The following is a 21,419-nucleotide window of genomic DNA, read 5'->3' on the forward strand; positions in this document are numbered from 1 at the left end:
CGTCACTCCGCCGCGACGGCGCGGGGGCCGCGCGCGCGTCCCATGGTCGCCGCGTACCAGTCCACGAACTGGATCACGCCCGATTCCTCGAGACTGCTGTAAGGGCCGGGGGTGTAGGCGGGGGAATTGATGCCTTGCTGGTTCGCCTCGACGATCTCGCGGTCCTCGTCGTTGGTGTGCAGCCAGACCTCGGTCAGGGTCTTCAGATCGTAATCGACGCCCTCCACCGCGTCGCGATCCACCAGCCACGTAGTGGTCACCTCGGTTTCCTGCGGGCCGACCGGCGTCACGCGGAAGGTCAGCGAGTGATCGGGCAGGAAGTGGCACCAGGTCGAGGGATAGTTGAACATCAGCAAAGATCCCGCGTCGGGGATGGCGACCCGGCCCAGCGGACGGCGCACCGCGGGCTGGCCCGTCAGGGTATAGCTGACCGCCCCCTCGTTCAGCGGCATCCGTGCGACGCGGTACTGACCGTCGCCTTCCATCCGGAACTGGGCGGGGGCCCCGGCGGCGGCGCACTTGTCGAAATGCGCCTGAAGCTTGGGCGAGGCGCCGCCATCCGCCGTCACGCCGCCGATCTCGGGGTCGATGGGGAAGGACTGGCACAGCGACGGATGCGCGCCGCCGCAGTGATAGCATTCGCGGTTGTTCTCCCACACCAGCTTCCAGTTGCCCTTCTCGGTGATGGTCGTGGTGTGGGCCACCTTGGCGCGGTGCAGGTCGTGCACCTCGAGATACGGGCGGGCCAGTTCGGCGAAACCGTCGAAATCGGGCGGCGTCTCGGCCAGGCAGATGAAGACCAGCCCGCACAATTCGCGCAGGTGGACGGGGCGCAGGCCCCATTTCGCGGCGTCGAAATCGTCGCCCATGCCGCGTGCCCACAACAGCCGGCCGTCCAACTCGTAGGTCCACTGGTGATAGGGGCAGACCAGCTTGGCCACCTGCCCCTGCGATGCCGCGCACAGGATCGAGCCGCGGTGGCGGCAGGAGTTGTGGAAGGCCCGGACCTGGCCATCCGCGCCCTTGACCACGACCACGTCGTAGGCGCCGATCCTGAGCCGGACATAGGATCCTGTCTTGACCAGCTGGCAGGCGGGCAAGGCAAAAAGCCATTCGCGGTAGAAGATATCCTGAAGGTCCGCGACGTAGATCGCGGGGTCGGTGTAGAACGGCCGCTCCAGCGAGAAGCCCGGCTGGCGGCGGTCCAGAAGGTCGGAAAGTGCGTGCGGCATGGGGCGGCCTCGGTGGCGGATCGGTTTACCTGATCTTGCCTGTTGGGCGCAAATGCGGCTAACGCTCAATAGCAGTAATTCTCAACTTGGGTTGAGATCAGGTAACCTGATGCACATGCGGCATCCCGAAGTCGAAAAGCGACCCGTGTCCCGACCCTACGCCCTGCCGTCCTTCACCTCGCTCAGCTGCTTCGAGGCGGCCGCGCGCAACAACAGCTTCAAGGCCGCCGCGGCCGAGCTGAACGTGACGCCCGCCGCCGTGAGCCACCAGATCAAGGCGCTGGAGGCCGAGATGGCCCAGCCGTTGTTCCGCCGCCAGCACCGCGGGGTCGAACTGACCGAGGCGGGCGCCTTCCTGTTCGTGGCCGTCCAGCGCGGGTTCGAAGGGATCTCGGGCGCCGTGCGCGAAATCCGTGGCCGCCCCGAGGGCGAGGATGTCATCATTCACGCGACCACGGCGGTCAGCGCCTTCTGGCTGACGCCGCAGATCTCGCATTTCTGGAGCCATCATCCCGAGACGGTCGTCTCGCAGGTCGTCAGCGACGTCGAGCCGATGGAGGATCGCGTTGACCTGAGCATCCGGTATGGCCCGATCCCCGACGATGACGGCACCTATGTCACGCTCTTCACCGACAACATCGTCGCGGTCGGCTCGAAGGAATTCGCGCGGCGATATGCCGTCGCGTCGGTCGCCGATCTCGCCGCCGCGCCGCTGGTGCATGTCACGACCCGGCGGGTGGAATGGACCGGCTGGAAGGACTGGCTGGGCGCCTTCGGCGTCGAGGCGCAGACCGGCAAGCGGACGACCGTGAACAACTTCATGATCGCGCTGCAACTGGCGCAGGACGGCGTCGGCGCCGTGCTGGGCTGGGAACGGCTGATCGGCACGCTGCTGGAGCAGGAGGCGCTGGTCCCGCTGGTGCCCGATCACCTGGTGTCGCCGCATCCCTTCTACCTTCAGATCCATCCCCGCGCCTCGGCCGAGGCGCGGTTCGTGGCCGAGTGGATCGCCCGGCAAGCCGGCTGATCCGCGCCGGTTCCCGGGACCGGCTTCTCCGACCTCCTCGCCGATCGCCGGACCGCGCCGCAGGGCCAATTGAGGGATCCACCCCATAACCCCCGCCACCGGGGCACCGGTAGACCTGTCTGCATCGGATCACGAAGCAGGCGCGGGGCGCCACGGACAGGAGGAAAGATCATGGGTTGGACAACTTTCGGCAAGGTCGCGGACGTCATCGGCGTGGTGGTCAGCGGCATCGGCACTGGCATGACCGCGAAGGACATCATCGAGAACATCCTCGACCCCAGCGCCGGCCTGAACGACGCGGTCGCGGAACTCAGCGCCGAGATCGCCGAGCTGGGTCGCAAGATCGACGACCTGGCCGAGCAGCAGCGGATCGAGGCCCTGAACGACGGGCTGCAACTGTCGAAGCAGGCGTTCGACCGGGTCAAGGATTACCCCGAACTGGGCCCCAGCGAAATCCAGTCGGTCATCCGCGACGCCTTCAACGGGCTGGACGACGTGGTGAACACGGCGACGGGGATCATGGACCGCGATCCGACCCCCGAAGAGGTCCTGTCGGTCGGCAGCGCAGTGTCCTTCGCGATGCTGGTGCAGATCCAGTCCGCCACGCTGTTCTCGGAGGGGGAATACCTGGGCCCCGACGCCTCGACCCAGGGGGGCGAACGTCAGCACGGCGGCCATCGCCGCGACTCGATCCGCGACAACCTGATCGAAGGGGTCCAGATCCTTCAGGCGCTGGACGAGGTCGCCGAACAGGCGCTGGACCTCGATGTCTCGCAGTCCACCACCACCTACTACGCCACCGACACTACGCTGGATTACAATGAATGGTGGACCCGGGCCGACGACGGCGCGCTGATCGACTTCCTCGAGTTCGCGGGCAACTTCAGCTTCGGCGGTGGCGGCAGCACCTACCGCGTTCCGTCCAAGACCATCACCACCTACACCATCAATGTCGACGGCGATGCGGATGGCGCCAAGATCAAGGCCGTCCTCGAGACCTTTTTCGGGGACGACTATCAGCTGCACGGTTCGACGCCCGATGCGCCGATGACGGCCTGGGTGCCGACGGGCACCACCGTGACCATCCCGGCCGAGGCGACCGGCGGCGCCCCGCTGACGCTGACCAGCGGTTCGCATACGGCCCACACCATCTCCAACTACCTGGAAGACGCCATAACCCACGCGATTTACGGGGGGACGCCGCTGGACGGCACGGGCGAGACCTCCGCCGAACTGATCGCGCCGGTGATCGACCTGATCGACGGCCAGATGATCCGCAAGCACGACGGCGACGGCACCTTCCACGGCACGCGGTCGTCCACGGACCAGCGCGGCGAAAGCGACAACCCGTTCCTCAGCGCCGACGGCGACGATTTCATCACCAATGTCGGCAGCTACGACGGGGCGACCCTGCTGGGCTATGGCGGTTCCGACTACCTCAAGGGCGGGATCAACACCGACATCATGAAGGGCGGAAGCGGTAACGACGTCTATTTCGGCGGCACCGGCAACGACACGCTCTTCGACGACGAGGGCGGCCTGGACCGGGCGATCTTCGTCGGCGACAAGCAGGACTACACGCTGACCCTCGAGGTGGTCGACGACGCGCTCAGCGTGGTCGTCAGCGGGCAGGAGACGACCGTCGATGGCGAGACCTTCTACGCGCTCGACGGTCGGGATAGCCTCTACGGGATCGAGAGCGTCACTTTCGACGACGTTACGGTCGACCTGCGCACCGAAGACTTCGGAACCGACAAGATCGCCGATGGCGTGGCGACCTGGACCCTGGCCGAGGGCAGCACCAACCTGTTCGGCTGGATCGGCGACAACGATCTGACGGGCCGCGCGACGGATGACCGGCTGGTCGGACAGGACGGCCAGGACACGCTGTCCGGCCAGGGCGGGGACGACGACCTCGCGGGCAATGGCGGCGACGACGTGCTGCGCGGTGACAGCGGCAACGACCTGCTGCTGGGCGGCGCCGGGGCCGATACGCTGGAAGGCGGGCAGGGCAACGACACCCTGAACGGCGGCGACGGGGTCGACTGGCTGGAGGGTGGCGACGGCGCGGATGTGTTCGTCTTCGACAACATGGACGATGTCGACGTCATCACCGACTTCCAATCCGGCACGGACAAGATCCAACTGGACGGCGATGTCTTCTTCGGGTTCGACGGCGGCTTCGGCACGGACGACCTGGTCTTCGGAATGGACGTGAACCCCTCGTATTACGCGATGGCCCCGTGGATGTGGGGCATGATGGGCGCGTTCGACAACTCGATGGTCTACCGCGACGGGGCGCTCTTCTACGACGACAACGGCGGGATGTACGGGGGCGAGACGCTGATCGCTTTCCTGGAAGGCGCGCCCACCCTGGCGGCCAGCGATTTCGAGATCATCTGAGACGGTGCTGGCAACAGCGAGCGACCAATTCCGGGCGGCATGACACCTGAAGGTCATGCCGCCCGGATCGTGTCGCACGCCCGCATCCCGGTGCGGCCCCGTTCAAAGCTGCGACGACGGGTTCAGCAGCCCTTCCTTCAGAGCATAGGACAGAAGTTGCGCCACCGAATGAACTTCCAGTTTCGCCATCAGCCGCGTGCGGTGGTTGTCGACGGTCTTGACGCTGACCGACAGCCGCTCGGCGATCGCCGCGTTCGAGCATCCTTCCGCGATCAGGTGCAGGACCTGCCGCTCGCGCGGGCTGAGCTCGGGCTTGCCCGCATCGCGTTCCAGCCGCATCAGCACTTCCCGCGCGACGTAGGGTTCTCCCTGCAGCAGGATGCGAAACCCCTCGGCCATCTCGTCGGGGGGCGTGGTCTTCAGGAAGATCCCGTCCACCCCCGCCGCGACCCAGTCCGCCAGCACGCCAGTGGCATTGAACCCTGTTACCACGGCGATGCGCGTTTCGGGCACCCAGCGGCGCACCTCGCCGTAGACTTCCATGCCGCGCGCCTTGGGCATTCCGCTGTCCAGCAGCAGCAGGGTGGGCCGAAGCTCTCGCGTCAGGGCGATGGCTTCCAGCCCGTCCTGCGCCTCGCCCACCACGCTTGCACCGTCGAGAGACTCAATGATGCTCTTCAATCCGTTGCGGACGAGTGCATGATCGTCGGCGATAACCACGGTGGCGTCAGGACATGGCTGTGACATTCTCACCCTCCCGGAGCATGACCCTGTTGGCGGTGCTGTTCTTCAGTGCCGTGTTGCTGCTCGCCGTTCAAGTTCTGGACGAGGACGATGATGACGACCCGCTTCCGGGTCTCGCGGGCCGGGGGGCGGTCCTGTCCCTGCATCCGGGCGAAACGGTCGAGGACCTGTTCCGGGTGATGCGCCTTGCCGAGGATGCCGCGGGGCCTTGCGTGGCAGGCGACGCGGTGCCCCCGCTTGTGGACGCCGCCGTCGCGCCGGGCGCTTTGGGCTGCGTGCGGTTGCGCAACGCGCGCGATGCACCCGGCCTCTGGCGGATCGACTTCGAGGGGCCGTTTTCGGCAGGCTATACCTTCGAGCTGGAAGGGGAAGACGGCGCGCAGGTCGTGCTGGACCAGCCCCCGGTGGGCGGGCCGGCGGGTCGCCCGGTCCTGGCGGACAGCAAGAGGGTGGCGTCCCTGCCGATCGTCCTTCCACCCGGGGGCGCGTCGGTCCTGCGCGTGCGGATCGACGATCCTGCGGACCTGGCGGATGCCGATCCCGTCCTGCGGCCCGAGGCGGAATTCGACCGGGCGATGCGCCGGGACGCACAGGGCATGGGGGCACTGCTGGGCGCGGGCGTGTTGCTGCTGGCGGTCCTAGCGACCACGGCCCGGCTGGTTCGGTCGCGCCCCGCGGGACATTTCGCGGCCTATCTCGGGGCGACCCTGCTCGCCGCCGCCGTCAATGCCGGGTACCTGAACGGGGTGTTTCCCGGGAATCCCGCCCTGCCGGCCGGGGCGTTGGGCAGGTTGTTCGGGGCGGCGCAGCTTGCCGCGCACATGTCGTTCATGGCGGCCTTCGTGGACGAAGCGTTGCCCGGTGCGGCGCTCGCTGGACGGTTGCGGCGTGCAGGTCTCATGGGCGGCGCGGTGCTTGTGCTGCTGGCCGGTGGCGCCCTGGCGCTGTCGGATCCGGCGGAGGCCGCCCGGTTCCTGGACCTGGGGTTCGAGCTGGACCCGCTGATCGAAGATCCCCTGGCATCACTGCCCGCGCTGATTGCAGCCGCCATCACCCTTGCTTGGATCGGCGCCATCATCGGCGTGTCGGCCCACCTGCTGAGACGCGATGTGTCGGGCAGCCGTCTGTTCGCCCTTGGTGGCGGGATCCTGTCCTTCGGGCTGCTGTCGGCCGGCTTGGGGATCGACGCCTTCGACCCGTTCGACGACAACCCGTTCGGACTGCAATTCGTGCTGCTGCTGGACGGGCTGATCTTCGCGGCCGCGATGACGCGGCAGGCCTTCGGCTTGAGGGGCGAGCGGGACCGCGCGCTGCGCAAGGAGCTGGAGGCCACGCGCGAAAGGCAGGCCATGGCCGAGCGCCTGCTGAAGGCGCGCAAGGATGCCGACCGCAGCCGCACGCTGGCCGAGACCCATCGCAACCGCCTTGCGCTGACCGGTCACGACCTGCGCCAACCCCTGACCTCGCTCCACCTGGCGGTGCGCGAGGTCGAGCGGACCAACCCCCCGCTCAGCAAGACCCTGCGGACCAGTCTCGACTATATCGGCTCGGTTCTGAACGCGACGGTCGACGACACCAGGCCCGATGACCTGTCCGAGGATGAGGGGCAGTTCCACACCGAGACGGACCCCCGCGAAACCATCGAGGTCGCGCTGCTGCTGCACAACGCCGTGCGCATGTTCGCCGACGAGGCGGCGGCGAAGGGGCTGACGCTGACGCACGAGTCGTCGGATCTGGTCGTGGAGACCGTTCCCGTGACTATTATCCGGATCCTGTCGAACCTCGTGTCGAACGCGGTGAAATATACCCAGAATGGCGGCGTGGTGGTGCGCGCCCGGATGCAGGGCGACACGGCGACGATCGAGGTGCAGGATACGGGCGCCGGTCTGAGTCCCGATGAAATCGAACGGATCCAGCAGGACTATACCCGAGGATCGGCTGCCGCGGGGGTGCACGGCGACGGGCTTGGCCTTTCCAGCGCCCGCGACTTCGCCGCCGAGCTGGGGCTGTCGCTGAAGATCCGCAGCACCGTCGGCGAAGGGACCTGCGTTTCGGTCGAGGGGCTTCCCCTGGCGCGGGCCGACTGATGAAACGTCCGCCTCCTTTTTGGAGGCGCCCGGATCGGGCGGAGCCGGCGGCCTAGTCCTCCAGCCACGCCTCCAGCCGCGCGACCGTGTCCTTCGTGATCGATTGCAGGTCACCCGACAGGTCCAGGTAGGGGCAGGGATCTTCGAGCCGCTCGCGGGCGTCGCCCATCGAGAAGGCATTGGCCGCGTCCAGCCGCTTGAGCTCGGACCACGTGACCGGCATCGCCACGGCGGCCCCGTCGCGGGCGCGCAGGGAATAGGGCGCGATGGCCGTCTGGCCGCGGGCGTTGCGGAACCAGTCGATGAAAATCCGGTCCTTGCGCTTGGACTTCGACATGGTCGCGGTGAAGCGGTCGGGCTCGGCCTCGGACATGGCGTGGGCCAGGGTCTGGGTGAAGCCGCGCACCGTGTCCCAGCCGTGGCTGCGCCGCAGCGGCACCCACACATGCAGCCCCTTGCCGCCGGTCGCCAGAGCGCCGGACGCGATGCCCAGGTCGGCCAGCCGGTCGCGCAGGTCGAAGGCGGCGGACCTGGTATCGTCCCAGCCCAGCCCTTCGTCGGGATCCAGGTCGAAAACCATGCGGTCCGGCCGGTCCAACCGGTCGGTCCGGCTGCCCCAGATGTGGAACTCGATCGTCCCCATCTGCGCCGCGGCCACGAAGGACTCGGGGCGCGTGGCGTACATGTAGGTCGCGGTCTCGCCGTCCTCTTCCTCGATCTCGATCTCCTGGATCGCGTCGGGGAACCCGTCGCCCGCGTGCTTCTGGAAGAAGGTCTGCCCGCCGATGCCCTTGGGTGCGCGCAACAGCGACAGGGGACGGTTCCCGGCGATCTCGGTCATCCGCTCGCCCACCCGTTCGTAATGCCGCGCCACGTCCAGCTTGGTGCAGCCCATGCCGGGAAAGACCTCGCGATCGGGCGAGCTGATGCGCTGGCCGGCGACTTTGCCGGGGCTCTCATCGCCCGTCCCGGCGCTGTCGGTCTGCTTGGGCGTCTCCAGCCGGACCGCCTCGGCGGCCTTGTCCTTGCGTGTGCCCTGGTAGGCGCCATGCCGGATGTGGCCATCGGCTGTGAACTCGGTGAACTCGACCTCGATCACGGTGTCGGGCGTGACCCATCGGGCGTCCCGTTCGATGTCGCGCGGCACCTCGGCGAAGGGTGATGTCTTCCGCTCGTTGAAACCGTTGGACAGCGAGTCGAGGGCGTCCTGCGCGAACCCGGTGCCGACCCGACCGCGATAGCGCAGCGCGCCATCGGACCCATATTCGCCGACCAGCAGCGAGGCGAACGGCCGGTTCTTCTCGGACGGGGCGAAGCCGCCGACGACGAATTCCTGCCGGTTCGTGCATTTCACCTTGCGCCATGCCTTCACGCGGCGGCCCTTGTAGGCGGCCGACAGTTTTTTCGAGATGATGCCTTCGGCCCCGCGTTCGCAGGCGGCCTGGAACACCTCGGGGCCGCGGCCCACGACCTGGTCGGTCAGGCGCAGGGGGCCATCCTTCGGGACGCCGCGGAACAGCTTCTCAAGCGCCGCGCGCCGGTCCGACTGGCTTTCGCCCGTCATGTCGGTGCCGTCCAGCGACAGGATGTCGAAGCAGTAGAACACCAGGTCGCCCCCATTCGACAGCGCGCGCTGGAGCGAGGAAAAGGGCGAGCCGTCGATCTTCGCCGCCATCACCTCGCCGTCCAGCAGGCATGCATCGCAGGGCAGGGGATCGAACGCCCCCGCGAGCGCGAAGAACTTCTCGGTCCAGTCCTTGCCGTTGCGGGTCCAGAGGGTCACGCCGCCCTTTCCGATGGCCGCAAGCGCGCGATAGCCGTCGAACTTGGTCTCGTGCACCCAGTCGTCGCCCTCGGGCGCGTCCTCGACCAGGGTCGCAAGCTGCGGCTTGCGGAACTTCGGCGCGCGCCGGTCGCGGTCGGGGCTGGCGCTGTCCGTCGCCTCGGGGTCGGCGTTCTCGGCGATCGCCTCCATGTCGCGCCCGGTGGCGACGCTGGTCGTGAACGCCCCGGTCAGGGTGTCGCTGTCGTCGGTATAGCCGTCCTTCTCCTTGATCAGCAGCCACGCGCGGTCGCCGCCCTTCTTGAAGCGCACCAGGGCATAGCCACCGCGCATCCGCTCGCCCGCGATGTCCATTTTGAGATTGCCGTTCTCCAGCATCTCCGCCACGTCGCCGCGCGGGCTCCAGGTCCCGCGGTCCCACAGCATGACGGTGCCGCCGCCGTATTCGTCCTCGGGGATCGTGCCCTCGAAATCGCCGTAGTCCAGCGGGTGATCCTCGGTCCGCTGCGCCAGCCGCTTGTCGCCGGGGTCGGGCGACGGGCCTTTCGGGATCGCCCAGGACAGAAGCGCGCCGTCCCATTCCAGCCGCAGATCGTAGTGCAGCGACGACGCGTCATGCTTCTGCACCGAGAACCAAAGCGCGTCCTCGCGGCTTTCGCCCACGACGCCCTTGGGCTCGCTGGTTTTTCGGAAGTCGCGCTTGTCGTTGTAGTCCTTCAGCCGGTCCGCCATCACGACGCCTTCTTCTTCTTGCCGGAACCCTTCTTCTTCGAAGGTCCGCCGCTGGCCTTCTCGTCCTTGTCGAGGCTGGCCTTCAGCGCGCTCATCAGGTCGACCACGTTCTCGCCGCCCCCGCTGTCCCCGTCATCGGCCAGGATGCGGTCGGTGTCGCCATCCTCGCGCTTGGTTTCGATCAACTCGCGCAGCGCCTGGTAGTAGCTGTCGGAATAGGCCGAGGCGTCGAAGGGCTTGGTCTTCTTCTCGATCAGCTGGGTCGCCAGTTCCAGCATGTCCTCGTCGGTCTCGTCATCCGAGATTTCCGAGAACATCGGGTCGGCCTCGCGGATCTCCTCGGCGTAGCGCAAGGTCTCGAGCAGCAGGCCGTCGCCGCAGGGCCGGATGGCGGCCAGGTGTTCCTTGCCGCGCAGGGTGATCTGGCACAGGCCCGACTTGCGCTCGGACCGCAGGGCGTCGCGGATGACGCGATAGGCGTCCTCGGTCCCGCTGTCCTTGGGCACCATGTAATAGGGCCGGTCGTAGTACAGCGGCGCGATCTCGTCCTGCGCCACGAACTGCACCAGCTCCAGCCGCTTGGACGTCTCGACCTTCAGCTGGTCGATCTCGTCGGGATCAAGAAGGATGTATTCGCCGTCATCGGTCTCGTAGCCCTTCACGATGTCGTCGCGGTCGACCGGTCCGACGCCTTCGACGACCTTCTCGTAGCGCACGCGCTTGCCGCTGGGCTTGTGGATCTGCCGCAGCGACAGGCGCGGCCCCGAACTGGTCGCGGCGTAGAGCTCGACGGAAATGGCGACCAGCGACAGGCGAAGCTGTCCGGTCCAGACGGCACGTGGGGCCATGGCAATCCCTCCTTGACGCGGGGATAACGGGCAGGCCGGCCAAGAGTTGCAGCGGCGCGGCGCGGAGGCGCGCCGGCGGTCAGCCCGCGTCGGTGATGTTGCAGGGGATCAGGGTGACCTTTTCCTCAGGCTGATCCGACCCGAGCACCCGGAAGACCTCGTCCATCATGGCGTTCACGTCCTGGCGCGCCATGCCGACATTGCCGGGGATGAGCGCCCCGAACGGGTCCCAGTCGAAGCAGCCGAACAGGGTCCGGTCCGCGCCGAGGGCGCCCCGGTCGCCCAGCCAGCGGATCACGCCCTCGAGCGAGATGGTCGAGTTCACGAAAATCCCGCGCGGCAGGTCGCCGGTCCACGCGTCGAGCGCGGCATAGGCTTTCGCGCCGGCATAGCCGCAGGCGAGGATGTTGCTTTCGGGCACCTCGATGCCCCGGTCCGCGTGACCGTCGCGAAAGCCCGCGATCCGCGCGGCGGTGTTGTGATCCGTTGCGCGGCCGCCCACGAACAGCAGCGGCTGCCCCGGCGCCGTCCCGTGGCAGGCATCCAGCAGCTTCAGGGTCAGGTCGCGCGCGCCGCCTCGGTTGTCCGACACGATCGAGGGGGCGGCGCTGCCCGGCAGGTCGAGGTTCAGGCTGCGCACGCCCGCCGCGCGGCAGATGTCGGTGATTCCATCCGGATCGGTCGCGCCGGTCGCGATGATCGTCTCGACCTGGTAGGACACGAGCTCGCGCGCGGCGGCCGCTTCGAGCTCGGGATCGCGCTGGGCACAGGTGATGACCGGGAACAGGCCGTGGTTGCGCGCGGTGGCTTCGAACCGCTCGGCGATGGCCCCGAAATAGCGGTTGTCGTATTTCGGGATGATCATCCCGATGATCTTGGATCGCGCGCTGCGCAGGACACTTGCCTGGATATTGCGGGAATAGCCGTGCGCTTCGGCCAGTGCCTTCACCCTTTCGGCGGTCTTTCGACTGATCCTGCGCTTTTCCCAGCTTCCGTTCAGGACGGCGCTCACGGCGCTGGGCGATGCGTTCGCTAGCTCCGCGATGTCGTAGATCGTCTTGCGTCGTGTCACCCGCGATACCCCGGCCCTTTTTGATGCGTCCATCATTGCACTTGACGCGGCGAAGGCAATCTCGTTAGCCTTGCTACATCGGTTGAGCAATTTTGCGCAATCGGTTGTGCGGCTCGCGGGCCGCGGGAGGAAGAGGACAGGTCGATGCTGATCGCGCGCCGTGGCGTGCGAGCGGAGGACCCGCACGACTCCCGCTGCCGGTGCGCCACCGGATCGTGGAGGAACATATGACCAAGCAGACCCTGACCCTGACGACGGCCATAGCGGTCGCAACCGCCGCGTTCGCGGCCGGCGGCGCCGCGGCGCAGACTGTGGGTTTCCTGATGCCCGACCAGGCGTCGACCCGTTACGAGGAACGCGACTATCCCGGCTTTCGCGACGCGATGGCCGAGTTGAACCCCGATGTCGAGGTCGTCTACCAGAACGCCAATGCCGACGCCCAGCTGCAACAGCAGCAGTTCAACTCGCTGATCTCGCAGGGCGCGACGGTGATCGTGCTCGACCCCGTCGACAGCTCGGCGGCCGCGTCGCTCGTCAACCAGGCGCAGGCGCAGGACGTCCGCGTCATCGCCTATGACCGCCCCATCCCCGATATCCCGGCGGACTTCTACGTGTCCTTCGACAACGAGGGGATCGGCCGTGCCATCGCCCAGTCGCTGGTCGACCATCTCCAGGCCGAAGGCGTCGCCGAGGGCTCGGGCGTCCTGCAGGTCAACGGCTCGCCCACCGACGCGGCGGCGGGTCTGATCCGGGACGGGATCGACAGCGCGCTGGACAGCTCGGCCTACGAGACGCTGGCCGAGTTCGACACGCCGAACTGGGCGCCGCCCGAGGCGCAGCGTTGGGTGGCCGGCCAGATCCAGCGGTTCGGTCCGGATATCGTGGGCGTCGTGGCCGCGAATGACGGCACCGCCGGCGGCACCATCGCCGCCTTCAACGCCGCGGGTGTCGACCCCATTCCGCCGGTCACTGGCAACGACGCGACTGTCGCGGCCCTGCAACGCATTATCGCGGGCACCCAGTACAACACGATCTCGAAACCGTCCGAGATCGTGGCCGAGGCGGCGGCCGAGATCGCCAACACCTTCCTGCAAGGCGAAACGCCCGAGGCCGAGACCACGCTCTACGACACGCCCTCGCAGCTCTTCGTGCCCGAGGTCGTGACCCGCGACAACATCGTCGAGATCATCTTCGACGGGGGGATCAATTCGCCCGACGAGATCTGCACGGCCGAGTTCGTCGACGCGTGCCGCGAACTCGGGATCGTGGACTAGGCTGAACGCAAGGCGTCCGCCCCCGACCGTGGGGCGGGCGCACGACGCCGAGGGAGGATGGAATGACAGGGGCCACATCGGACAAGGAGCTGATCCTGAAGCTCAGCAACGTGTCGAAGCAGTTCGGCGCGGTGACGGCGCTCGACGGGATCGACATGGAGGTCCACAAGGGCGAGGTCGTCGCGCTGGTGGGCGACAACGGCGCGGGGAAATCGACCCTGGTCAAGATCCTGGCCGGTGTCCACGCCAAGACCTCCGGCACCATCGAGTTCGAGGGCCGAGAGGTCGAGATCGGCACGCCCGGTCGCGCGCTGGAACTGGGCATCGCCACCGTCTTCCAGGACCTGGCGCTGTGCGAGAACCTCGACGTGGTGGCCAACCTGTTCCTGGGCCAGGAAATGAACCCCTGGCGGCTGAACGAGATCGAGATGGAGGTCCGCGCCTGGAAATTGCTGGGCGAGCTCGCCGCGCGCATCCCGTCGGTCCGCGAACCCATCGCGTCCTTGTCGGGCGGCCAGCGCCAGACGGTGGCCATCGCCCGGTCGCTGCTGCTGGACCCCGAGATCATCATGCTGGACGAGCCCACCGCCGCGTTGGGCGTGGCGCAAACCGCCGAAGTGCTGAACCTGATCGAGCGGGTGCGCGACCGGGGGCACGGCGTGATCCTGATCTCTCACAACATGGAAGACGTCCGGGCCGTCGCGGACCGGATCGTGGTCCTGCGGCTGGGCAAGAACAACGGCACCTTCGGGCCCGATGCCAGCCAAGAGGAACTGGTCTCGGCCATCACCGGCGCGACCGACAACTCGGTCTCGCGCCGCGCGAAGGCGCGCGACGCGGCAAGCAGCGTCGAGGAGGGCGCGAAATGAGCGATACGCAGAAATTCGACCGCGCCGACAGCCGCGTGCGCGAGGATACGGGCCTTGCCGGCGCGGCGCGGGCCTTCGTCGATCGCGTGCGGTCCGGCGACCTGGGCATGATCCCGGTGATCCTCGGGCTGATCGTGATCGCCGTGGTCTTCACGTCGCTGAACCCGGTCTTCATGCGGCCGCAGAACCTGACGAACCTGCTGTTCGACGCGGCGGCGGTGGGCCTCATCTCGCTCGGGGTGGTCTTCTGCCTGCTGCTGGGCGAGATCGACCTGTCCATCGGCTCCATGTCCGGTGTCGCGTCAGCGATCCTTGGGGTGCTGTGGGTGTCCGTCGGCATCCCGTGGCCGCTGGCTATCCTGGCGGCGCTCGCGGCGGGGGCGTTCACGGGACTGGTCTATGCCGCCCTGCTGAACCGGTTCGGCATGCCGAGCTTCGTATCCACGCTCGCCGGTTTGCTGGCGCTGCTCGGGCTTCAGCTTTTCCTTCTCGGCAACTCGGGCTCGATCAACCTGCCGTTCCAGTCCTTCCTGATCCGCTTCGGGCAGATCCTGGTGATGCCGGGCTGGCTCAGCTACCTGTTGGCGCTGGTGCCCGGACTGGTGATCTTCGTCTTCGGCATGCAGACCCGGTCCGAGCGTGCCGCCGCGAACCTGTCCGTTCCCGCCATGAGCGTCCTGGTCGCCAAGGCGGCCAGCCTCACGGCGGTGATCCTGATCGCCGTTTGGTATCTGAACCAGGGGCGGGGCGTGCCCTACATGTTCGTCTTCTTCGTCCTGCTGGTCACGGGGATGGAGTACATCCTGACCCGCACCCAGTTCGGGCGGTCGATCTTCGCCGTCGGCGGCAACCGCGAGGCGGCCCGCCGCGCGGGGATCAAGGTCGAGCGGATCCGCATCTACGCCTTCATGATCTGTTCGACCTTCGCCGCGGCGGGGGGCATCCTGGCCGCGTCGCGCCTGGCCTCGGCCAGCCGCCAGGCGGGGACGGGCGACGTAAACCTCAACGCCATCGCGGCGGCGGTGATCGGCGGCACGTCCCTTTTCGGCGGGCGCGGATCGGCATGGTCGGCGCTGCTGGGCGTGCTGGTCATCCAGGCGATCTCGAACGGCCTGACGCTGCTCAATCTCAGCTCGTCGCTGCGCTACATGATCCTCGGCGCCGTGCTGGCGCTTGCCGTGATCGTCGACAGCCTTGCACGCCAATCCCGCGCCAGCCACGGTCGCGCCTGAGCAGGAGAGTCCCATGGCAGAAAGTTTGAACGGCAAGATCGCGGCGGTGACCGGCGCGGCCTCGGGGATCGGGCTCGCCTGTGCGAAGATCCTGCACGAAAGCGGTGCCCGGGTCGTGCTGGTGGACCGCAACGCCGAGGCGCTGGAGAAGATCACCGGCGAGATGGGCGACGGCGCCTTCGGCCTGGAACTGGATCTTTTCGACGGCGATGCCGTGATGGAGATGCCGGGGCGGATCCAGGAGATGGTGGGCCCGCTCGACATCTTCCACGCCAATGCGGGCGCCTACGCCGGCGGCCCGGCGGCCGAGGGCGATCCGGATCACTGGGACCGTGTCCTGCACCTGAACTGCAACGCCGCCTTCCGCTGCGTGCGCGCGGTCCTGCCCGGCATGATCGAGCGCAAGACCGGCGACATCGTCTTCACCTCGTCGATCTCGGGCGTCGTGCCGGTGGTGTGGGAGCCGATCTACACCGCCTCGAAATACGCGGTGCAGGCCTTCCTGCATTCCACCCGCAGGCAGGTGGCCCCCCACGGCATCCGCATGGGCGCGGTGCTGCCCGGGCCGGTCGTGACCGCGCTTCTGGACGACTGGCCTAAGGCCAAGATGGACGAGGCGCTGGCCAACGGGTCGCTCATGCAGCCGCGCGAGGTGGCCGAGGCGGTGCAGTTCATGCTGACCCGGCCACGCGGCGTCGTGGTGCGCGACCTTGTCCTGCTGCCCAACAGCGTGGACCTGTAGGATGGGGCAGCACGTGATCGGCGTCGATGTCGGAACCGGGTCGGCCCGCGCCGGGGTCTTCGACCTGTCGGGAAATCTCGCCGGGACCGCGAGCGCGTCCATCGCGGTGCACCGCGAAGGCGGCGACATCGTCGAGCAGTCGTCCGAGGACATCTGGCAAGCGATCTGCACCGCCGTCCGGGGCGCGGTGAAGGCCGCGAATGTTTCTGGGCCTGACATCGCCGGGATCGGCTTCGATGCCACCTGTTCGCTTGTCGTCCTCGGCGACGAGGACGGCACGCCACTTCCCATCGGTGATAACAACCACCCCGAGCGCAACGTCATCGTCTGGATGGACCACCGCGCCACCGACCAGGCCTGCCGCATCAACGCGACCGAGCACCCCGTTCTGCGCTACGTTGGCGGCCAGATCTCGCCCGAGATGCAGACGCCGAAGCTTCTGTGGCTGAAGGAAAACCGCCCCGAGATCTTCGCGGGCGCCTGGCAGTTCTTCGACCTCACCGATTTCTTCACCTGGCGCGCGACCGGCAGCACGGCCCGGTCCAGCTGCACGGTCACCTGCAAGTGGACCTACCTCGCGCACGAGGATCGGTGGGATCAGACCTATTTCGACGAGATCGGTCTCGGGGCGTTGGCCAACGAGGGGTTCGCCAGGATCGGAACGCAAATCGTCGCGCCGGGCACCGCGCTGGGCGACGGGTTGACCGAGCGGGCCGCCGGGGAACTGGGTCTCGCCCCCGGAACGCCGGTCGGTGCCGGGCTGATCGACGCCCATGCCGGTGGCATCGGCACCGTCGGCGCCGAGGGCGCGCCGACCGGGACGCTCGGCTATGTCTTTGGCACGTCATCCTGCACCATGACCTCGACGACCGATCCAGCCTTCGTGCCGGGCGTGTGGGGGCCGTATTACTCGGCCATGGTGCCGGGGCTGTGGCTCAACGAAGGGGGGCAGTCGGCGGCCGGCGCGGCGATCGACCAACTCCTGAGCCTTCATCCCGCGGCGGAAGACGCACGCGCCTTGGCGGGCGACCAGAGCCTGCCGGCCTTCCTGTCCAAGCGCGCGCTGGACGCGGTCGCCGGACCATCGGACACCGTCGAACTGGCGCGCGGCCTGCACGTTGTGCCCGAATTCCTGGGCAACCGCGCGCCGCATGCCGACCCGCACACCCGCGCCGTGATCGCGGGGCTGGGCATGGAGCGCGACGTCGACAGCCTCGTGGCGCTTTACATGGCCGGGTTGTGCGGGATCGGCTACGGCTTGCGGCAGATCTGCGCGGCGCAGAACGACGCTGGCGTGTCCCCAGAGCGGATCGCCATATCGGGCGGGGCAGGGCGCAGCGACCTGGTGCGCCAGATCCTCGCCGATGCCACCGGGCTCGAGGTCGTGGCGCCGGAGACCGACGAGCCGGTGCTCCTCGGCTCGGCGATCCTGGGCGCGGTCGCGGCGGGGGTGAAACCGTCGATCGGTGATGCCATGACCACCATGACCAACGTGGCGCGCCGGTATGCCCCGACCGTCGCGGTGCAGGCCGTCCACGACAAGCGGTTCCGTCATTTCACGGAGTTGCAGAAGCTCGCTCGGATCGGCGGATCGCTCTGAGATCTGCGCGATCGGGTGCTTTCACCGCCCCGCGACGGCCAGCGAAAGACGGGCCGAGGCGGCCACGCCGTCGATCAGCGGGATGCGGGACCGCGCGGACAATTCCGGCGCGATATGCGCCATCCCGGCGCATCCCAGCAGGGCGCAGGCCGCGCCGTCGCTTTCGTTCGCGGTGGCGATCTCATCGGTCAGCCGGTCGATCACATCGGTCCCGCCCGCGTCGATGGTCAGGACCGGAAGCCCGCTCGCGCGCACCGAGGCGCAGGCCCCGGCGAACCCCTGCTGGCGGATATTCTCCTCGATCACCGGCACGGAAACCGGCAGCGAGGTGATGACCGAGAACCGCAGCCCCAGAAGTTGCGCCATGACGAAGCTCGATTGGCCGATCCCCAGCACGGGGCACCCCGCGATCGCGCGCGCCTCGGCCAGGCCGGTATCGTCGAAGCAGGCGATCACGATGACGTCGGCGCCCCGCGCCTCGGCCACCGGCACCAGCGCCAGCAGGCCGGGCACGGCCGCGTCCCCGTCCGCCTTGCCCTGGATCGCGGCCGGGGCGGAGGCGTTGGTCAGGCCGAAGATCTCGACGTCGGGCAGGGCCTCGCGCGCCGTGGCGACGATACTGTCGGTCATGCCTTCGGTCGAATTGGGGTTGATATAGGCGATCTTCATACGCCCTTCCCGGCATCAGAGCCCAGCCGCGCCCGGCGCTTGCCCAAGATCCAGACGCCCAGCAGGCAGGCCGCGATGATGGCGAAGGAGAACAGCGTGGTCAGCGTGCCCAGCGCATAGATCACCGGGGTCGTGACGTTGGTCGTCATCCCGAAGATCTCGAGCGGGAGGGTGTTGTAGCTGCCCGCGGTCAGCAGCGTCCGAGCGAATTCGTCATAGCTGAGCGTGAACCCGAACAGGGCCACCCCGATCAGCGACGGCGCGATGATCGGCAGCACCACGAAGCGGATCGTCTGCCACGAGGTGGCGCCCTGGTCGCGGGCGGCTTCCTCGTAGCTTTTGTCGAAGCGGTTGAAGACCGCGAACATGATCAGCAGGCCGAAGGGCAGCGTCCATGTCAGCTGCGACCCGAAGCCGGACGTCGCCCAGTGGATCTTGAGCCCCAGCTGGTTGAAGATCAGCCCGACGCCCAGCGAGATCAGGATCGACGGGATCACCAGCGACGTGATGGCCGCGTAGAACAGCAAGGCCGACCCCGCGAAACGCTTGCGGAACGCCAGGCCGGCCATGACCGACACGACCACCGTGGTCGCCATCACCATCAGCCCCAGCGCGAAACTGCGTCGGAACGCGCCCCAGATGTCGCCGACCGCCTGCTCCTGGAACAGGTCGCGAAACCAGTGCAGCGAGACGCCGTTCATCGGGAAGGTCAGCCCGCCCTGCGGCCCCTGAAAGCTCAGGATGCCGATGGTCAGGATCGGGCCGTAGAGAAACAGCACGAACAGCGCGAAGAAGGCGGCCAGAACGTAGAAGCTGCGGGGGCGACGCTCCATCTCAGAGCTCCTTGCGGATGTTGACGAAGCGCAGCAGGATCGCGATAACGATCAGCACGGTGCACAGCAGAACGACGGCGGTCGCGGCGGCCGACGGGTATTGCAGAAGCCCGATATCGTTCGAGATCAGCCGCCCCACGTTGGCGCGCTGCGAGCCGGACATGAACCGCACGGTGATGAAATCGCCCATCACCAGGGTCACCACGAAAATGGTGCCGATCATGATGCCGGGCTTGGTGAGCGGCAGGATCACGTGCACCAGCGTTTGAAGCCCCGAGGCGCCGTTGTCCCGCGCGGCCTCGAGCAGGGATTTGTCGATGCGCATCATGGTGTTGAAGATCGGGACGACCATGAACAGCGTGTAGAGGTGCACGAAGGCCAGGATCACCGCGAAATCGGAATAGAGCAGCCATTCCAGCGGCTCGTCGATCACCCCCCACGAGATCAGCGTCTGGTTGGCGATGCCGTTGCGCCCCAGGAACGGGATCCACGAGATCATGCGGATGATGTTCGAGGTCCAGAACGGGATCGTGCAGACCAGGAACAGCGCGATCTGCATGGTCAGGCTGCGCACGTGGAACGCCAGGAAATACGCGACCGTGAACCCGATCGCCAGGGTCAGCGCCCAGGTGATGAAGGCGTATTTCAGCGTCGCGAGAAAGACGCGGTAGGTGACGGGCGAGCCGAAAAGGAACTCGTAATTGTCGAACTGGAAGGCCGGGTAGATCGAGAACTCGGTCGCGCCCCAGAAACTGACGATCACGATCATGACGATCGGCGCGACCAGGAACAGCAGCAGGACCAGCGCCAGCGGCGATGCCTCGAGCCATCCCAGGACGTGGCGGTTCTTTAGCCGCATGTGCTCTCCTCGATCCGGTCCGCGCGCGTCGGCGCGCCGGTCGTCAGGTCGTTGAAATCGGGAGGTGGCGGGGGGCGTCGCGCCCCCCGGCCGGGTGCCCCGCGCGGGCGGGGCGATATCGGGTCAGGCCGCGATGAACTCGTTCCACTTGCGGACCATGTACTGATTCTCGTCCATGACGGCGTTCCAGCAGGCGACCGAGCCCATGCGCTCTTCGAAGGAACCGCCGTCGCGGACCTCGCCGGCCTGTGCCAGCTCGTCGCCGGTGGGCGAGGTGATCACGTCGGTGGCTTCCTTGCCCTCGAACCAGTAGCCCCACTCGTTCTCGGACATGAACTCCTTCGAGGTTTCGGGAACGGCCGAGTAATAGCCCTGGCGCATCACGTAGCCGCCGACCCAGCCCGAAAGATACCAGTTGATGTACTCGTAGGCCGCGTCCAGCTCCATGCCCGACAGCGACTGCGACAGGCCGATGCCCCCGCCCCAGCTGCGATAGCCTTCCTTCAGCGGCTGGTAGACGCAGGGAATGCCGCGCGACTTCACGGCGGTGATGGCGGGCGACCACATGGACTGGATCACGACCTCGCCGGATGCCATCAGGTTCACGCTCTCGTCGAAGGTTTTCCAGAAGGCGCGGAACTGGCCGTTCTGCTTGGCCTCGGTGAAGATCGCCATGGTCGCGTCGATCTCTTCGCGGGTCATGTTGCCCTTGTCGCCGTACTGGATCTCGCCCATGGCCTCGCAGACCATGGCCATGTCCATGATGCCGATGGACGAGATGTCGAGGATCGATGCCTTGCCCTGGAACTCGGGGTTCAGCAGCTCGGCCCAGGACTCGATCGGGCGGCCGATCAGGTCGGGGCGGATGCCCAGGGTGTCGGCGTTGTAGATCGTCGGGATCAGGGTCATCCAGTTGGTCTGCTCGTCCGCGAATGTGGTCGCGCCCGGCTCGGGGATGAAGCCCACGGTGTGCGGCGCGGTGCCCTGCGCGATCTCGCTGTCGGGCGTCAGCTTGCCGTCCTTGAAGATGCCGACGATCTTGTCGTAGTTCGCGATCCGGCTGACATCCATCGCCTGGAGGTTGCCCGTGGGCCAGACCTTCTTGCAGATCCAGTACTCGATATCCGCGATGTCGAAGCTGTCGGGCTGGGTCGCGGCGCGCTGGGTGACGCTGTCGCTGTCCAGCGCGGTCATTTCCAGCGTGAAGCCCAGGTCTTCCTTCACCTTGTTGGCCACGTCATTCAGGTTCGACACGCCGGTGCCGAACTGGCGCAGAACGATGTCCTTGGTGTCCTGCGCCCACAGCATGGGCGCCGGGAGGGTCGAGGCGGCGATCGCCGCGCCGCCGGCCTTGAGCAGGGAACGGCGGGAATAGCCGACCTTGGGTTTTGCGAGTATCGCCATGGGTTTTCC

General features: G+C 67.4%; 17 protein-coding genes. 8 read left to right on the forward strand and 9 right to left on the reverse strand.

The window, feature by feature from the left end; genetic code table 11:
* Positions 1-2: 2 nt before the first annotated feature.
* Positions 3-1,232 carry an aromatic ring-hydroxylating oxygenase subunit alpha gene (locus tag BUB76_RS09700; protein WP_073128580.1) on the reverse strand — a complete coding sequence of 410 codons (1,230 nt, stop codon included), beginning with the start codon at positions 1,230-1,232 and terminating at the stop codon, positions 3-5.
* Between the two features lie 145 nt (positions 1,233-1,377).
* On the opposite strand from BUB76_RS09700, the gene BUB76_RS09705 reads away from it, so the two are divergent.
* Together BUB76_RS09705 and BUB76_RS09710 are read left to right on the forward strand one after the other, a co-directional pair.
* Complete coding sequence (locus BUB76_RS09705; protein ID WP_073128633.1) at positions 1,378-2,259, forward strand: LysR family transcriptional regulator; 882 nt, start codon at positions 1,378-1,380, stop codon at positions 2,257-2,259.
* 171 nt (positions 2,260-2,430) lie between these two features.
* Positions 2,431-4,662 carry a calcium-binding protein gene (locus BUB76_RS09710; RefSeq protein WP_073128581.1) on the forward strand — a complete coding sequence of 744 codons (2,232 nt, stop codon included), beginning with the start codon at positions 2,431-2,433 and terminating at the stop codon, positions 4,660-4,662.
* A gap of 102 nt (positions 4,663-4,764) precedes the next feature.
* On the opposite strand, the gene BUB76_RS09715 is transcribed toward BUB76_RS09710, so the two are convergent.
* A complete protein-coding gene (locus tag BUB76_RS09715) occupies positions 4,765-5,409 on the reverse strand; it encodes a response regulator (RefSeq protein ID WP_073128582.1) in 645 nt (214 codons plus the stop codon).
* A gap of 17 nt (positions 5,410-5,426) precedes the next feature.
* Here BUB76_RS09715 and BUB76_RS09720 point away from each other — a divergent pair, with 17 nt between their 5' ends.
* Positions 5,427-7,493 (forward strand): sensor histidine kinase, encoded by a 2,067-nt coding sequence (locus BUB76_RS09720; RefSeq protein WP_073128583.1) that lies wholly within the window; start codon positions 5,427-5,429, stop codon positions 7,491-7,493.
* Positions 7,494-7,545: 52 nt separating this feature from the next.
* Here BUB76_RS09720 and ligD read toward each other — a convergent pair whose 3' ends face one another.
* From ligD to BUB76_RS09735, 3 genes are all read right to left on the reverse strand, one after another.
* Positions 7,546-10,008, reverse strand: a complete 2,463-nt coding sequence (ligD, locus tag BUB76_RS09725) for a DNA ligase D (protein ID WP_073128584.1) — start codon at positions 10,006-10,008, stop codon at positions 7,546-7,548.
* Positions 10,008-10,856, reverse strand: a complete 849-nt coding sequence (gene ku, locus BUB76_RS09730) for a non-homologous end joining protein Ku (RefSeq protein WP_073128585.1) — start codon at positions 10,854-10,856, stop codon at positions 10,008-10,010. The genes ligD and ku overlap by 1 nt, the downstream gene beginning before the upstream one ends.
* Before the next feature lie 79 nt (positions 10,857-10,935).
* On the reverse strand, positions 10,936-11,964 hold the full coding sequence (locus BUB76_RS09735) for a LacI family DNA-binding transcriptional regulator (RefSeq protein WP_073128586.1): 1,029 nt from the start codon (positions 11,962-11,964) through the stop codon (positions 10,936-10,938).
* A 191-nt stretch (positions 11,965-12,155) separates the two neighbouring features.
* Here BUB76_RS09735 and BUB76_RS09740 point away from each other — a divergent pair, with 191 nt between their 5' ends.
* The 5 genes from BUB76_RS09740 to BUB76_RS09760 all read left to right on the forward strand — a co-directional run bounded on the left by BUB76_RS09740 (position 12,156) and on the right by BUB76_RS09760 (position 17,645).
* On the forward strand, positions 12,156-13,202 hold the full coding sequence (locus BUB76_RS09740; protein WP_073128587.1) for an ABC transporter substrate-binding protein: 1,047 nt from the start codon (positions 12,156-12,158) through the stop codon (positions 13,200-13,202).
* A gap of 62 nt (positions 13,203-13,264) precedes the next feature.
* Entirely contained in the window at positions 13,265-14,071 is an 807-nt protein-coding gene (locus BUB76_RS09745) for an ATP-binding cassette domain-containing protein (protein ID WP_073128588.1), read from the forward strand.
* Positions 14,068-15,303 carry a sugar ABC transporter permease gene (locus BUB76_RS09750; protein WP_073128589.1) on the forward strand — a complete coding sequence of 412 codons (1,236 nt, stop codon included), beginning with the start codon at positions 14,068-14,070 and terminating at the stop codon, positions 15,301-15,303. The genes BUB76_RS09745 and BUB76_RS09750 overlap by 4 nt, the downstream gene beginning before the upstream one ends.
* Before the next feature lie 13 nt (positions 15,304-15,316).
* Positions 15,317-16,045, forward strand: coding sequence for an SDR family oxidoreductase (locus tag BUB76_RS09755; protein ID WP_073128590.1), 729 nt, complete (start codon positions 15,317-15,319; stop codon positions 16,043-16,045).
* Position 16,046: 1 nt separating this feature from the next.
* Entirely contained in the window at positions 16,047-17,645 is a 1,599-nt protein-coding gene (locus BUB76_RS09760; protein WP_073128591.1) for an FGGY-family carbohydrate kinase, read from the forward strand.
* Positions 17,646-17,666: 21 nt separating this feature from the next.
* On the opposite strand, the gene BUB76_RS09765 is transcribed toward BUB76_RS09760, so the two are convergent.
* From BUB76_RS09765 to BUB76_RS09780, 4 genes are all read right to left on the reverse strand, one after another.
* Complete coding sequence (locus BUB76_RS09765; RefSeq protein ID WP_073128592.1) at positions 17,667-18,314, reverse strand: aspartate/glutamate racemase family protein; 648 nt, start codon at positions 18,312-18,314, stop codon at positions 17,667-17,669.
* Positions 18,311-19,147 (reverse strand): ABC transporter permease, encoded by an 837-nt coding sequence (locus tag BUB76_RS09770; RefSeq protein WP_073128593.1) that lies wholly within the window; start codon positions 19,145-19,147, stop codon positions 18,311-18,313. Before BUB76_RS09770 ends, BUB76_RS09765 begins: the two co-directional genes overlap by 4 nt.
* A gap of 1 nt (position 19,148) precedes the next feature.
* Entirely contained in the window at positions 19,149-20,006 is an 858-nt protein-coding gene (locus BUB76_RS09775) for an ABC transporter permease (RefSeq protein ID WP_073128594.1), read from the reverse strand.
* Between the two features lie 123 nt (positions 20,007-20,129).
* Positions 20,130-21,410: an ABC transporter substrate-binding protein gene (locus BUB76_RS09780; protein WP_073128595.1), complete on the reverse strand. Its 1,281-nt coding sequence runs from the start codon at positions 21,408-21,410 to the stop codon at positions 20,130-20,132.
* Positions 21,411-21,419: the final 9 nt, after the last annotated feature.

The organism is Palleronia salina, assembly GCF_900141995.1.
GTDB lineage: Bacteria > Pseudomonadota > Alphaproteobacteria > Rhodobacterales > Rhodobacteraceae > Palleronia > Palleronia salina.

What these genes read in the sequence shown, in the direction of transcription:
- BUB76_RS09750 (WP_073128589.1), top strand. Translation starts at nt 14,068, where the DNA reads ATGAGCGATACGCAGAAATTCGACCGCGCCGACAGCCGCGTGCGCGAG.
- BUB76_RS09755 (WP_073128590.1), top strand. Translation starts at nt 15,317, where the DNA reads ATGGCAGAAAGTTTGAACGGCAAGATCGCGGCGGTGACCGGCGCGGCC.
- ku (WP_073128585.1), bottom strand. Translation starts at nt 10,856, where the DNA reads ATGGCCCCACGTGCCGTCTGGACCGGACAGCTTCGCCTGTCGCTGGTC.
- BUB76_RS09780 (WP_073128595.1), bottom strand. Translation starts at nt 21,410, where the DNA reads ATGGCGATACTCGCAAAACCCAAGGTCGGCTATTCCCGCCGTTCCCTG.
- BUB76_RS09720 (WP_073128583.1), top strand. Translation starts at nt 5,427, where the DNA reads ATGACCCTGTTGGCGGTGCTGTTCTTCAGTGCCGTGTTGCTGCTCGCC.
- BUB76_RS09740 (WP_073128587.1), top strand. Translation starts at nt 12,156, where the DNA reads ATGACCAAGCAGACCCTGACCCTGACGACGGCCATAGCGGTCGCAACC.
- BUB76_RS09745 (WP_073128588.1), top strand. Translation starts at nt 13,265, where the DNA reads ATGACAGGGGCCACATCGGACAAGGAGCTGATCCTGAAGCTCAGCAAC.
- BUB76_RS09770 (WP_073128593.1), bottom strand. Translation starts at nt 19,147, where the DNA reads ATGGAGCGTCGCCCCCGCAGCTTCTACGTTCTGGCCGCCTTCTTCGCG.
- BUB76_RS09775 (WP_073128594.1), bottom strand. Translation starts at nt 20,006, where the DNA reads ATGCGGCTAAAGAACCGCCACGTCCTGGGATGGCTCGAGGCATCGCCG.
- ligD (WP_073128584.1), bottom strand. Translation starts at nt 10,008, where the DNA reads ATGGCGGACCGGCTGAAGGACTACAACGACAAGCGCGACTTCCGAAAA.
- BUB76_RS09765 (WP_073128592.1), bottom strand. Translation starts at nt 18,314, where the DNA reads ATGAAGATCGCCTATATCAACCCCAATTCGACCGAAGGCATGACCGAC.
- BUB76_RS09735 (WP_073128586.1), bottom strand. Translation starts at nt 11,964, where the DNA reads ATGATGGACGCATCAAAAAGGGCCGGGGTATCGCGGGTGACACGACGC.
- BUB76_RS09700 (WP_073128580.1), bottom strand. Translation starts at nt 1,232, where the DNA reads ATGCCGCACGCACTTTCCGACCTTCTGGACCGCCGCCAGCCGGGCTTC.
- BUB76_RS09710 (WP_073128581.1), top strand. Translation starts at nt 2,431, where the DNA reads ATGGGTTGGACAACTTTCGGCAAGGTCGCGGACGTCATCGGCGTGGTG.
- BUB76_RS09715 (WP_073128582.1), bottom strand. Translation starts at nt 5,409, where the DNA reads ATGTCACAGCCATGTCCTGACGCCACCGTGGTTATCGCCGACGATCAT.
- BUB76_RS09760 (WP_073128591.1), top strand. Translation starts at nt 16,047, where the DNA reads ATGGGGCAGCACGTGATCGGCGTCGATGTCGGAACCGGGTCGGCCCGC.